Source organism: Niveispirillum sp., from assembly GCF_052437035.1.
In the GTDB taxonomy this organism is placed as follows: domain Bacteria; phylum Pseudomonadota; class Alphaproteobacteria; order Azospirillales; family Azospirillaceae; genus Niveispirillum.
In genome coordinates this window covers 161,386-175,479 of sequence record NZ_JBQVOH010000008.1, presented here as the reverse complement: position 1 = coordinate 175,479, position 14,094 = coordinate 161,386, and the positions used below count along the sequence as shown (strand labels likewise).

Genomic DNA, 14,094 nt, shown 5'->3' with positions numbered 1-14,094 from the left:
TGAGGGATCAACAGCAAGGCGGGGACGGCGGTAATTTCCGTCCCCGCCTTGCCCATCGCTTACTTCGCGCCGCACTTGCCCGTGGCGGTGTTGAAGTTGCCGCAGGACAGCGGCTTGCGCCAATCGGCGATCAGGTCCTTGCTGTCGGGCAGGTAATCGGACCATTCGTCACCGGCGACGAGGCCCGGCGTCTTCCACACGGTTTCAAACTGCCCATCGGCCTGGACCTCGCCAATCAGGACAGGCTTGGTGATGTGGTGGTTGGGCAGCATGGCGGAATAGCCGCCCGACAGGTTGGGCACGGCCACGCCGATCATGGCGTCGATCACCTTGTCGGGATCGGTGGTGCCGGCCGTCTCCACCGCCTGCACCCACATGTTGAAGCCGATGAAATGCGCTTCCATCGGGTCGTTGGTGACGCGCTTGGAGTTCTTGGTGAAGGTCTGCCACTTCTTGATGAAGTCGGCATTCACCGGGGTCTTCACGCTCTGGAAATAGTTCCAGGCGGCCAGATGGCCTTGCAGCGGCTTGGTGTCGATGCCGGCCAGTTCCTCCTCACCCACCGAAAACGCGATGACGGGGATGTCGGTGGCCTTGATGCCCTGGTTGGCCAGTTCCTTATAGAAGGGGACGTTGGCGTCGCCATTGATGGTGGACACCACGGCGGTCTTCTTGCCCGCACTGCCGAACTTCTTGATATCCTTCACAATCGACTGCCAGTCGGCATGGCCGAAGGGCGTGTAGTTGATCATGATGTCTTCCGCCTTCACGCCCTTGGCCTTCAGATAGGCTTCGAGGATCTTGTTGGTCGTGCGCGGATAGACATAGTCGGTGCCGGCCAGGACCCAGCGCTGCACCCCTTCACCGATCAGGTAATCAACGGCAGGAACGGCCTGCTGATTGGGGGCGGCACCGGTATAGAAGACGTTGCGGCTGCTCTCCTCCCCCTCATACTGCACGGGGTAGAACAGAATACCGTTCAGTTCTTCGAACACTGGCAGCACGGATTTGCGTGACACCGAGGTCCAGCAGCCAAATGTGGCCGAAACCTTCTGCACTGCCAGCAGTTCCCGCGCCTTTTCGGCAAACAGCGGCCAGTTGCTGGCGGGGTCCACCACCACCGGTTCCAGCTTGCGGCCCAGCACGCCGCCCTTTTTATTCTGCTCCTCAATCAGCATCAGCATGACGTCCTTCAGGGTCGTCTCGCTGATCGCCATGGTGCCCGACAGCGAATGCAGGATGCCGACCTTGATCGGCGGCTTGTCAGCGGCCAGCGCCACCCCGGCGGTGCCCAGCATCAGGGCGGCACCGGTGATGGAAAGGACGGCGGAACGCAGGAATTGACGACGCGACATGGGGTTATCTCCCGTCAGCAGAAATGATTTTGGGGGAAAGGTGCGCGTGACCGACACCGTCAGAACTGCAATTGCAGGCCGAGGGTGAAACGGTCGCTGTCGGCGCCGGGGCCGGTGTCGATGGTGGAATATTCGGCGCTGATCCGGGCGGAATGGCCGCTGATCACGTAGTTCACGCCGAAATCATATTGTTTGATATCAAAGCGCGAGGCGTCGGGATCGAAGGTCTGATAGCGCACGAAGGGCTGGAACTTGCCGATGCCGACCTTGGCTGGCAACAGATAGGCGCCGCCGATCAGCCAGGCCTCCCCCGCCACGATCCCGCCGACATTGGCCGTGCCGGACGCCCCGCCGAAACCGGGGGCCACGTCGGTCACACCGTCTGTGTCATAGGAATACCAGGCCCCTTCCAGGGTGATGGCCCCGGCATCGCCCAGATTTTTTTCAAACAGGGCGTCGATGCTCACAGCTCCATAATCGCCGGGCCGGGCAGCGGTGCCGACGCCATCTTCCTGATACGCACCGGCAATGGCCAGCGTCAGGACGTCGGCGGAACCGTAATAGGTGCTGCTGGTGTAATAGGCGGGGTTATCCTCCACATCGAGGAAGTTATAGGCCAGTCGCCCCGTGAACAGCATGTTGTCGCCCTGGTTGCTGGCGCCCCGGATGCGGTTATGGCCCTTGAAGGCACCGGCGGCATAGGTCAGGCGCTTGTCCAGCAGCTTGCCCCAGACGGTGGCACCATCATCGCGGCCCGCGAACTTGGCGGGGTATTGCGACACGACACCGGGATAGGACCAGGCGTTGATGTAGTAGGGGCCGTCCAGATTGGCGCGGTCGCTGGGCGGCAGCATGCGGCCTACCCAGATATTAAATTCATCGGAGAATTCAAAGCGGGCGTAACCGTCCAGCAGCTTCAGATTGCCGTCGCCATCGCGTTCGGTATTGAAGGTTGCCTTGATCGTATCCGAAAGGGAGCCTGAGACGAAGACGCGCACGCTATCCAGATTAAACTCGTTGGAGCGGTCATTGCCGCTGGGGGCGGCGTCCTCGGCGCTGGTATAGGAACTGCGCATGCCAAGACCGATGGACAGCGACTTGCCATCCCCGAAGGTTTGCGTAAAGCCGGCCGAAGCCGGGGAAGCGGACAGGCCAGCCAGCATAAGCGCCAAGGCCGATACCGCCATGCGCGCAGCCGTCGGCCGCGACGCAAACTTGCGTCCCATCATGAAGCACCCCCTGTTATGCGGAAAAATCCGTGGCCGGGCTGTTGCGGCCCCTGGCCCTTGTTTGTGAAAGGAAGGTTAATGTCTCGCAGGTGCGAAAACGAATACGTCAGACGACGTATGTCTGCGTATCCTGGACCCGGTTAGGGTGCTGGGCATGGGGTGGAACAGGTTCTGGGGGGGGGCTGGGGCTTTGATGGAAATCTGCGCATGCTGAAATCGCTGCCCATTGTGCGTGTGCGGCGCCAGTATAACCGTTGGGTGTCCGACCAGACGGTGGAGGATTATGCCCTGCGCTTCACGGCTGACCGGGCGCGGCGCTGGTCGCCATTTCGCGTTGGTAACACCGCCATGGGTGCCATTTCCTTTCTGGCGTGCGAGGCGATTGGGGCATCTATCACCCTGGCCTATGGTTTCACGAACGCCATGGCGGCCATCGTCCTGGTGGCGCTGCTGGTCCTGGCGACCGGGCTGCCCATCGCGTACTACGCGGCGAAGTTCGGGGTGGATATGGATCTGCTGACCCGTGGTGGCGGGTTCGGCTATATCGGGTCCACCTTCACCTCCCTGATCTATGCGGGCTTTACCTTCATCCTGCTGGCCCTGGAAGCGGCCATCATGTCGGAGGCGCTGACCCTTTGCCTGGGCATCCCCTTATGGCTGTCGCACATGATCAGCGCGCTGATTGTCCTGCCCATCGCCATCCATGGCATCCGTAAGATCAGCTGGATGCAGGTCTGGACGCAGCCCATCTGGCTGATCCTGCAATTATCGCCCCTGGTCTTTGTCATCCTGGCCGAACCGGGGGAACTGTCGGGCTGGACCAGTCTGGCTGGCTTGCATGCACCGGAGGGTGGGTTCTCGCTGCTGGCCTTCGGGCTGGCGACCTCCGTCCTTCTCTCCCTGCTGCCGCAGATCGGGGAGCAGGTGGATTATCTGCGCTTCCTGCCCGATCGCAAACGGGCGGGCAAGGTCGGTTGGTGGAGCGCCATGCTGATCGCCGGGCCGGGCTGGATCTTCATCGGCGGGGCCAAGCTGGTGGCGGGGTCCCTGCTGGGCTACGTCGCCATGCAGGCAGGCATGAGTGCGCTGGACGCCGCCACGCCAACGGCCATGTATCGCATGGTGTTTGAACGGATCGTGTCGTCACCCGGCCTCGCCCTGGCCCTGACGGTGATTTTTATCGTGGTCTGTCAGGCCAAGATCAATGTCACCAACGCCTATGCCGGCTCCATCGCTTGGTCCAACTTCTTCTCCCGCCTGACCCATTCGCATCCGGGCCGGGTGGTCTGGCTGGTGTTCAACGTCATGCTGGCACTGATGTTGATGGAGATGGGCATTTTCGGGGTGATCGAGAGCATCCTGGGCATCTATGCCAATCTGGCGGTCGCCTGGGTGGGCGCGCTGACGGCGGACCTTCTGGTCAATAAGCGGATGGGGTGGAGCCCGCCCAGCATCGAATTCCGTCGCGCGCATCTCTATGACATCAACCCGGTCGGCGTCGGCGCCATGGGGATTTCGCTGCTGCTGTCGCTGTCGGCGTTTTTCGGGCTGCTGGGGGAACTGGCGCGGGCGTTCGCACCCTTGCTAGGGCTGGTGTCGGCTTTTGTGGCGGCCCCGGCCATCGCCTGGGCCACCAAAGGCCGGTATTATATCGCGCGACAGCCGGATGTTCTGGCCACCGAAGGCGGCCTGATCCGCTGTTCGGTGTGCGAGAACATGTTCGAGCCACCGGACATGTCGCACTGCCCCGCATATGGCGCGCCCATCTGTTCGCTGTGCTGCTCGCTGGAAACGCGCTGCCATGACCGGTGCAAGGTGCGGGCGACACTGGGCGAACAGCTTTCGGACATGGTGGGCAGCCAACTGCCGGCGGCGCTACGCCGCTGGCTGGGCAGCCGCATCGGGCGCTTTGCCGCCATCATGGCGCTGCTGACGGCGGGCATGGCCATGCTGCTGGCCCTGATCGGCACGCAGTACGGCGCGATACCGGGCGTGTCGAAGGAGACCGTGCGCACCACCTTGCAGATCGTCTTTGCCGCCGCCTTGATCATCATGGGGTTGGCCGCCTGGGCCATCGTCCTGGCCCATGAAAGCCGGCGTCTGGCGGAGGAGGAGAGCGAGCGGCGCATGACCCTGCTGCTGGACGAGATCGAGGCGCATGAACAGACCGACGCGGCCCTGCAAAAAGCCAAGGAAGCGGCGGAATCCGCCAATATCGCAAAGACCCGCTTCATCGCCGGCTTGAGCCATGAGGTGCGCACGCCGTTGAATTCCATCAATGGCTATGCCCAGTTGCTGGAGCGTGGCGGCTTGCGGCAGCCCGAAGATGCGGTGCGGGTGATAAGGCGCAGTGCGGAGCACATTACAAGGCTGGTCGACGGCCTGATGGACATCTCCAAGATTGAGACAGGAACGGTACAGATCAGCCGCGATGTGGTGGACCTGCCCGCCTTTCTGGCACAGCTGGCCGACATGTTCGGGCCGCAGGCGGCGGCCAAGGACGTGGCGTTTGAATATTGGCCCGACCTGACCCTGCCGCGCTTTGTCCTGACGGATGAAAAGCGCCTGGGCCAGATCTTGATGAACCTCCTGTCCAATGCCGTGAAATATACGGAGCGTGGGCATGTGCGGTTCAGCGTGCGGCGGCGCGGGGAAACGGCGGAGTTCGAGGTGATGGATACCGGCATCGGTGTCGCACCGGAGGACCGGGAACGCATTTTCCAGCCGTTCGACCGCGGCAACCTGCCCAGCCGCATGGACGCCATTCCCGGCACGGGCCTGGGCCTGACCATCACGCGGCTTCTGACCCATGTGCTGGGGGGCGAGCTGACCATGGACAGCCAGCCGGGACAGGGCAGCAGCTTCAAGGTGCGCATGCTGCTGTCGGAGGTGCGGGCGCCGGTGCAGGCGCGGCCCAGCCATCGGGTTCTGGGCTATCACGGTGACCGGCGCACCATCCTGCTGTGCGATGATGATGCGCAGCATCTGTCCATGATGCGGCAATTGCTGGAACCGCTGGGCTTTGACCTGATCTTTGCCAGCAATGGTGCGGAATGCCTGGATCTGGCGCCGCGTCACAGGCCGGATTTGTTGATCCTGGATATCTCCATGCCCGGCCTGAATGGCTGGCAGGTGGCGCAGGCCCTGCGCGATGGGGGCATGGAGGAACTGCTGATCCTGCTTCTGTCGGCGGAGGCGCATGACCTGGCCGAACGCGGGCGCGGGGCCGATCAGCCGCATGATGATTTCCTGGTGAAGCCGGTGGACATCGCCCAGTTGCTGGAACGGCTGGAGGTGCTGCTGGACCTGGAATGGCGGCGGGAGGAGCCGGTGGCCGAACAGGTGCAGGCAGCGCCGGCCCTGTCGGCGGCGGAAATCGCCGGCTTGCTGAACCTGACCAAGATCGGCCATGCGCGGGGGATCGAGCTGCTGCTGCGCGAACTGCGGGCGGGATATCCGGGGCATGAGGGCTGGTTTGACCGGCTGTCGCTGCTGGCCCAGGGGTTTGAGTATGAGCGGCTGGCAGAGGTGCTGGGCACCGCCGGGATGATGGGGGCGGAGCATGCGTGACGGGGCGCCGGCGGGGGATATGGTGCTTGTTGTCGATGATAATCGCGACGAGTTGAACATGCTGGTCGAGGCGCTGGAACGCGGCGGGTTCACGGCCCTGGCCGCCACGCGGGGGGAAGCGGCGCTGACCCTTCTGGAACGGGTGATGCCGTCGCTGGTGGTGATGGATGCCGTCATGCCCGGCATGGATGGTTTCACTACCTGTCAGCAGATCAAGCGCGATGCGCGCACCGCCCATCTGCCCGTCATCTTCATGACAGGACTGACCGAAACCGCCCATGTGCTGCGCGGGCTGGAGGTGGGTGGCACCGATTATGTGACCAAGCCCGTCAATCTGGTCGAACTGCTGGCCCGCATCCGGGTGCATATTGCCACGGCGCGGGCCGCCCATGGGGCGCGGCTGGCGCTGGATGCGTCGGGCCGGCATCTGTTTGCCGTAAGTCCACTAGGACATATCCTGTGGTCCACACCGCAGGCGGCCAGCCTGCTGTCGGCGGCGTTCGGCGAAGGGGCCGTGCCGCCCGAACCGGTGCAGGCTCTGCTGCTGCGCGCCGTGTCCGGCGGGTCGGATACGGAGACGGTGGAACCCCTGGCGCCCGCCGCTGGGGTGGGGCCGGCCCGCTACCTGCTGCCCACGGCGCCGGGCGAACATCTGTTCCAGCTGACCGCTGCCGGTCCGTCGGGCGAGGATATCCTTCGCGCGCAGATCGACCTGACCCTGCGCGAGGTGGAGGTGCTGCGCTGGCTGATCCATGGCAAGACCAACCGGGAAATCAGCGAAATCCTGGGCATCAGCCCCCGCACCGTGAACAAACATCTGGAACGCATCTTCTCCAAGATGGGCGTTGAAAACCGCGCTTCGGCCACCTCACTGGCCATGCGGATCATGGCGGGCAAGGGGTAGCGCCCCCCCAATACGTCATCCTGCGTATATGGCGGTGCAGCATGGGTCCGCATACTGGCCTGACCGGGGCAAGCGGTACAGGAACCAGATCGGACCATGAGCGCGATGATTGTCACCCAATTCTGGACCCTGCAGGACTGGACCAGGGCCTACCGGGCCGGGCAACGGCCACAGGATTTGCTGCCTACACTGCTGGCGGCGCTTTCCACCGATGATCCGGCCTGGATCAGCCTGGTCAGGCCGGATGCACTGATGGCGCGGATCGCGGCTTTGGACCCGTCGGCCCCGCTTTACGGTATTCCCTTTGCCGTGAAGGACAATATCGACGCCGCCGGCCTGCCCACCACCTGCGCCTGCCCGGATTTTGCCTATGAGCCGGATGTCAGTGCCGCCGCCGTGGCGCGGCTGGAGGCGGCAGGGGCCGTTGTCATCGGCAAGACCAACCTGGATCAGTTCGCCACGGGTCTGGTGGGCACCCGATCCCCCTATGGCGCCGTGCCCAATGCCTTTAGTGCCGATCATGTTTCCGGCGGGTCTAGTTCTGGATCGGCATCGGTGGTGGCGCGCGGTCTGGTGCCGTTCGCGCTGGGCACCGATACGGCGGGGTCGGGCCGGGTGCCGGCGGGGCATAATAATCTGGTAGGGTTCAAGCCCACGCGGGGGCTGGTTTCCACGCGCGGTCTGGTGCCAGCCTGCCGCACGCTGGACTGTATCACCATCATGGCCCTGTCGGTCGATGATGCGGCCAGCGTGATGGAGCGGATGCAGGGCTATGACGCTGCCGACGCCTATTCCCGCAAGGCCGGGCCCCCGCCCACCGCTTGGCCGGCGCGGCCCGTGCTGGGTATTCCCAAGGCCCCCAACTGGTTCGGGGATGGCGCGGCAGAGGCGGCCTATCAGGTGTCGCTGTCGCGCCTGACCTCCCTGGGCGTTGACCTGCGCGCCATTGATTTTCAGCCGCTATGGGATGTGGCGGCACTGCTTTATGACGGGCCATGGGTCGCCGAACGCTATGCCGCCATCGAAGGCGTGATGCGCGACAGGCCCGATATGGTGCACCCTGTCGTCCGTTCGATCATCGACAAGGCCCGGGCCTTCACCGCCGCCGACGGGTTCAAGGCCGAGTATCGGCGCATGGAACTGGCGCGAAGGGTCGAAGGCTTGATGGCGGGTCTGGATGGTCTGTTGGTGCCCACCGCCCCGACCCTGCCCACCATTGCCGAGGTGATGTTGGACCCGGTGGGGGTGAACAGCCGCATGGGGCTCTACACCAATTTCGTGAACCTGATGGACTGGTCGGCCATCGCCCTGCCGGGGGGCATGCGCAGCGATGGTCTGCCCGCCGGCATCACCCTGATCGCGCCCGCCTGGAACGAAGCACGGCTGATCGAATTTGGCCGGTTGTGGCAGGCAGCCAGCCCGTGGAAGCGCGGGGCCAGCAGCCTGTCGCTGCCGCAGCCGGAAAAGATGGTGGATGGACGGCACGGGCATATCACGCTGGCGGTCGTCGGCGCGCACCTGTCGGGCATGCCGCTTAACGGGCAGCTGACGGAACGCGGTGCCGTGCTGCTGGAAAGCACGCTGACCTCTGCTGCCTATCGCCTTTACGCCCTGCCGGGCACCACGCCGCCCAAGCCGGGGCTGGTGCGCACCGGCGAGGGGATGCCCATCGCGGTGGAACTGTGGGACATGCCTGTAGCTCATTACGGGTCCTTCGTGGCGTTGATCCCGCCGCCGCTGGGTATCGGCACCCTGGAACTGGTCGATGGCCGGCATGTGCAGGGTTTCCTGTGCGAGGCCTGGGCCACAAGCGACGCAGCCGACATTACCAACCTGGGCGGCTGGCGCGCCTATATGCGCCTGCGTGCGCAGAATGCCGCTTGATCACGACGGCGGCGACCGCTGCTGGCCGGCGACTGCCGGCCCGCCGCCCATGCGGCGTGAGCCAAGCCGCCGGATGGCGGCGCCCGGCGACTGAGGGACTACTGGGAGAACAAAGCATGTTTAAGACCGTCCTGATCGCCAATCGTGGTGAAATTGCCGTTCGTATCGCCGCCACCTTGAAGCGGATGGGTATTCGCTCGGTCGCGGTCTATTCCGACGCCGATGCCGACAGTCTGCATGTGGCCGTTGCCGATATCGCCATCCCGCTGGGCGGGCAGACGCCGGCGGAGAGCTATCTGCGCGGTGACCGGATCATTGAAATCGCCAGGGAGACGGGGGCGGAGGCCATCATCCCCGGCTATGGCTTCCTGTCGGAGAATACCGAGTTCGCCGAACAATGCGCCGCCGCCGGCATCGCCTTCGTGGGCCCCACCCCGGACCAGATCCGCCGGTTCGGCCTTAAACACACCTCCCGCGAGATTGCCAAGGCGGCGGGCGTTCCCCTGACGCCCGGCACTGACCTGTTGAAGGATGTGGAGGAGGCGAAGGCGGCGGCGGCAGAAATCGGCTATCCCGTCATGCTGAAAAGTACTGCGGGTGGCGGCGGCATCGGGTTGCAGCGCTGCGCCGATGAGGGGGAACTGGTCGCGGCGTTCGACAGTGTGAAGCGTCTGGGCCAGTCCTTTTTCAAGGATGGCGGCGTCTTCATCGAACGGTTCGTGTCGGACGCCCGGCATGTCGAGGTTCAGATCTTCGGCGATGGTCGGGGCAATGTGGTGGCCCTGGGCGAACGGGATTGTTCGGTGCAGCGCCGTAATCAAAAAGTGATCGAGGAAACGCCCGCCCCAGGATTGCCGCCCGATACCCGCCGCCGCCTTCTGGACGCCGCTGTGCGTCTGGGGCAGGCGGTGGGCTATGTCTCGGCGGGAACGGTAGAGTTCATCTATGACGGGGCGCGCGACGCCTTCTACTTCCTTGAGGTGAATACGCGGTTGCAGGTTGAGCATCCGGTGACGGAGACGGTGACCGGTCTGGACCTTGTGGAATGGATGATCAGCATCGCCGCCGGCGACCCGCCCGATTTCGCCCGCGTGCCGGAACCGCAGGGCGCATCGATCGAAGTGCGGCTTTATGCGGAGAATCCGGTGCGCAATTTCGCGCCCTCGCCCGGCACCCTGACGGAGGTGTTCTTCCCCGATGGCGTGCGCGTCGATGGATGGGTGCGTACCGGCACGGAGGTGTCTGCCAACTATGACCCGATGATCGCCAAGCTGATCGTGCATGGAACGGACCGGGAGGCAGCGCGGTTGAAGATGCTGGCGGCGCTGGACGCCACACGCCTGCATGGCATCGCCACCAATCTGGATTATCTGCGCGGCATCCTGTCGGGCGATACCTTCATCCAGGGACGCATGTCCACCCGCTTCCTGGACAGCTATCACCATGTCTCCCCCGTGGTGGAGGTGGTGGAGGCCGGCACCTACACGACCGTGCAGGATTATCCGGGCCGGCATGGATATTGGGATATCGGCGTGCCGCCGTCGGGGCCGATGGATGATTACGCCTTCCGCTTCGCCAACCGCATTGTCGGCAATGACGCGGCGGCGGCGGGTCTGGAATGCACCCTGCAGGGCCCGACCCTGCGTTTTCATGGCGATGCCACCATCGCCCTGACCGGGGCCGTCATGACGGCTACGCTGAACGGGGGGGAGGTCCTGCCCTTCTGGATGCCGATCCATGTCAAGGCGGGGCAGGTGCTGCGCCTGGGCCGGGCGGAAAGCGGGTGCCGGACCTATATCGCCATCCGCAATGGGCTGGATGTGCCCGACTATCTGGGCAGCAAATCGACCTTCGTCCTGGGGCAGTTTGGCGGCCATGCGGGCCGTACCCTGCGCGTCGGCGATGTGCTGCCGGTCAGCCGCCCGGGATCGCCCGCCTGCACCACTCCGGCGCCGGTGCTGGAACCTAACCCGGTTCCAACCAGCCTGATCCCCGCCTATGGCAAACATTGGGATATCGCGGTGCTGTATGGCCCTCATGGCGCGCCGGACTTCTTCAAGTCCGGGGCCATGGAAACCTTCTTCAGCAGCGATTATCGCGTGCATCACAATTCCAACCGGTTGGGCGTGCGGCTGGTGGGGCCAAAGCCGGAATGGACGCGCAGCGATGGCGGGGAGGCGGGGCTGCACCCGTCCAACATCCATGATTGCGTCTACGCTATCGGTAGCATCAATTTTACCGGCGACACGCCCGTCATTCTGACCTGCGACGGGCCCAGCCTGGGCGGCTTCGTCTGCCCCGCCACCATCATCAAGGCCGACCTGTGGAAGGTGGGGCAGGTGAAACCGGGCGACACCATCCGCTTCCGCCCCGTCAGCTTCGCCGACGCCCTGGCCCTGGAACAGGCGCAGGATGCTGCGATTGCCGGGTTGGACGATGCGGTGCTGCCGGTGCCGGCGGTAATTGCACCCGATAGCTGCATCCTGACCCGCCTACCGGCCAGCGGCGACCGGCCCATGGTCACCTATCGTCAGGCCGGCGATAAATACATCATGCTGGAATATGGGGAGAATGTGCTGGACCTGCGGCTGCGGCTGCGCATCCATCTGTTGATGGAGGCACTGACGGCGGCCAAGGTGCCAGGGGTGGCCGAACTGTCGCCCGGCGTGCGGTCGGTGCAAATCCATTATGACAGCCGGGTCGTCCATCAGGATGCGCTGGTCGCGACCTTGCTAAAGCTGGAGGAAGGGCTGGGATCGGTGGCGGGGCTGAAAGTGCCCAGCCGCATCGTGCATCTGCCCATGGCGTTTGAGGACAGCGCCACCTTGGGTGCCGTCACCCGCTATCAGGAAACGGTGAAGGCGGACGCCCCCTGGCTCCCCAACAATGTCGATTTCATTCAGCGCATCAACGGCTTGGAGAGCCGGGAACAGGTGCGTGACACGATCTTTGATGCCAGTTACATGGTGCTGGGCCTGGGCGATGTCTATCTGGGCGCCCCCTGTGCGGTACCGCTGGACCCTCGCCACCGCCTGCTGACCAGCAAGTATAATCCCGCCCGCACCTACACCGCGGAGGGCACGGTGGGGATCGGTGGTGTCTATATGTGCATCTATGGCATGGACAGCCCTGGCGGATACCAGCTGGTGGGCCGTACCGTGCCTATCTGGAACAAGTTCCTGGCCAACCGGCAGTTCGGAGCCGAACCCTGGCTGCTGCGTTTCTTTGACCGCGTGCGCTTCTATCCGGTGACGGAGCCGGAACTGGACAGGTTCCGCGCCGATTTCCGTGCGGGCCGGGTGCAGGTGACGGTGGAGGATTCGGTCTTCGATCTGGAGGCGCATGAGGCGGCCTTGGCGGCAGAGGCCGACGACATTGCCGCCTTCCGCGCCCGCCAGCAGGCGGCATTCACGGCAGAGGTGGCACGCTGGCAGACCGATGACGGTGCCATAGCGGCGGAGGCCGATGCCGCCCCCGCCGTGGCGGATGAGAACGCCATCCAGGCCGATATTTCCGGCAATGTCTGGAAGGTGCTGGTGGAGGTGGGGCAGCAGGTGGAGCCGGGCCAGACCCTGGTTGTGCTGGAAGCCATGAAGATGGAATTCGCCATCCAGGCGCGAAGCGCCGGTCGTGTCGGGGCCGTCCATTGCCGGGCCGGGCGGTCCGTCACGGCGGGTGATGCACTGTTGTCGATGGAGGTGGCCTGACGGGCGGGGGCTTCGTGCCCCCACATGGCGGAGATGACTTCCCTTTCGGGCAAGTTACCGCTATCATTTTCATCGCGGACGAATGGTAAGGCCAATAACATCTGATTTTGCCGGGAAGTCCGCTGAATGACCATGCGTGCCCAGCAAAATTGGAATTACCAATTTTGTTGAATTCCCATGCGCCAATGGTGTTCAATCAATCCGGACACAAGACCGGCCCACCCCCTTTCTGGGCAGCGAGCGCCGGCAGCAGGGAATTGCACCATGTTGATGACACAGACCATGCGCTGGTTCGGCCCGAATGATCCGGTGCGGCTGGTGGATATCCGCCAGGCCGGCGCCACCGGTATCGTCACGGCCCTGCATGAGTTGCCGAACGGCGCGGTCTGGACTGTGGATGCCATCCAGGCCCGCAAGCAGATGATCGAGGCGGCGGGCCTGGCCTGGGATGTGGTGGAAAGCGTTCCCGTGCATGAGGGGATCAAGACCGCCGGTGCCGATTGGGACCGCCTGATCGATGCCTATCGGCAGAGCCTGCGCAATCTGGGCGCCTGCGGCGTACGGGTCGTGACCTATAATTTCATGCCGCTGTTGGACTGGACCCGCACGGACCTGTCCTTTGCCATGCCCGATGGGGCGCGGGCCCTGCGCTTCGACTGGGATGCCGTCGCGGCCTATGATCAGTATATTCTGGAACGTCCGGGGGCGGAGGTTGACTATGCCCCCGATGTCCGCGCCCGTGCCCGCGCGCTGTATGACGGGATGAGTGCGCAGGATCGCCACGCCCTGGAACGCACCATCATCGCCGGTCTGCCGGGCAGCGAGGAAAGCTTCACCTCTGCGCAGTTCCTGGACGCCATCGGCACCTATCGCGATATCGGCGCAGAGACGCTGCGCCGCAACCATGTGCGCTTCCTGGAGGAAGTGTGCCCCGCGGCAGAGGCAGCGGGGGTGCAACTGGTGGTTCATCCCGATGACCCGCCTTTCCCGATCTTCGGCCTGCCGCGCGTGGTCAGCACGGAGGCGGATGTGACCAACCTGTTCCGGCAGGTGCCCAGTGCCGCCAATGGCCTGTGCTTTTGCGCCGGTTCCTTCGGTGCGCGCGCCGACAATGATTTGCCCGGCATCATCCGCCGCCTTGGCGACCGCATCGGCTTCGTGCATCTGCGCTCCGTCCAGCGGGAGCCGGATGGAAAGTCGTTCCATGAGGCCGCCCATCTGGAAGGCGATGCCGGCATGGCCGACATCGTGGCGGCCCTGTGCGAGGTGTCCGATGCACAGAACCGCAGCATCCCGATGCGCCCCGACCATGGCCACCAGATGCTGGATGATCTGAACAAGGTTACCAACCCCGGCTATTCCCTGCTGGGCCGCATGCGCGGTCTGGCCGAACTGCGCGGGCTGGAGCGGGGGATACGGCACGCGCGGGGGCGTTAAGCCCCCCG

7 protein-coding genes are annotated in these 14,094 nt (G+C 64.4%); 5 read left to right on the top strand and 2 right to left on the bottom strand.

Features of this window, described 5'->3' with window-relative positions; translation table 11 throughout:
- Positions 1-59 precede the first annotated feature (59 nt).
- Together urtA and ACT6Q8_RS19255 are read right to left on the bottom strand one after the other, a co-directional pair.
- Positions 60-1,298, bottom strand: coding sequence for an urea ABC transporter substrate-binding protein (gene urtA, locus ACT6Q8_RS19260; RefSeq protein WP_444733738.1), 1,239 nt, complete (start codon positions 1,296-1,298; stop codon positions 60-62).
- Positions 1,299-1,414: 116 nt separating this feature from the next.
- Positions 1,415-2,584 carry a porin gene (locus ACT6Q8_RS19255; RefSeq protein WP_444733639.1) on the bottom strand — a complete coding sequence of 390 codons (1,170 nt, stop codon included), beginning with the start codon at positions 2,582-2,584 and terminating at the stop codon, positions 1,415-1,417.
- A gap of 207 nt (positions 2,585-2,791) precedes the next feature.
- Here ACT6Q8_RS19255 and ACT6Q8_RS19250 point away from each other — a divergent pair, with 207 nt between their 5' ends.
- The 5 genes from ACT6Q8_RS19250 to uxuA all read left to right on the top strand — a co-directional run bounded on the left by ACT6Q8_RS19250 (position 2,792) and on the right by uxuA (position 14,086).
- Complete coding sequence (locus ACT6Q8_RS19250) at positions 2,792-6,154, top strand: hybrid sensor histidine kinase/response regulator (protein WP_444733640.1); 3,363 nt, start codon at positions 2,792-2,794, stop codon at positions 6,152-6,154.
- Complete coding sequence (locus tag ACT6Q8_RS19245) at positions 6,147-7,058, top strand: response regulator transcription factor (protein ID WP_054167658.1); 912 nt, start codon at positions 6,147-6,149, stop codon at positions 7,056-7,058. Before ACT6Q8_RS19250 ends, ACT6Q8_RS19245 begins: the two co-directional genes overlap by 8 nt.
- Positions 7,059-7,154: 96 nt before the next feature.
- The gene (atzF, locus tag ACT6Q8_RS19240; RefSeq protein WP_444733641.1) at positions 7,155-8,942 is read left to right on the top strand and encodes an allophanate hydrolase; all 1,788 of its coding nucleotides are present in this window, start codon (positions 7,155-7,157) and stop codon (positions 8,940-8,942) included.
- A gap of 116 nt (positions 8,943-9,058) precedes the next feature.
- Complete coding sequence (gene uca / locus ACT6Q8_RS19235) at positions 9,059-12,649, top strand: urea carboxylase (protein WP_444733642.1); 3,591 nt, start codon at positions 9,059-9,061, stop codon at positions 12,647-12,649.
- Between the two features lie 264 nt (positions 12,650-12,913).
- A complete protein-coding gene (uxuA, locus tag ACT6Q8_RS19230) occupies positions 12,914-14,086 on the top strand; it encodes a mannonate dehydratase (RefSeq protein WP_054167661.1) in 1,173 nt (390 codons plus the stop codon).
- Positions 14,087-14,094: the final 8 nt, after the last annotated feature.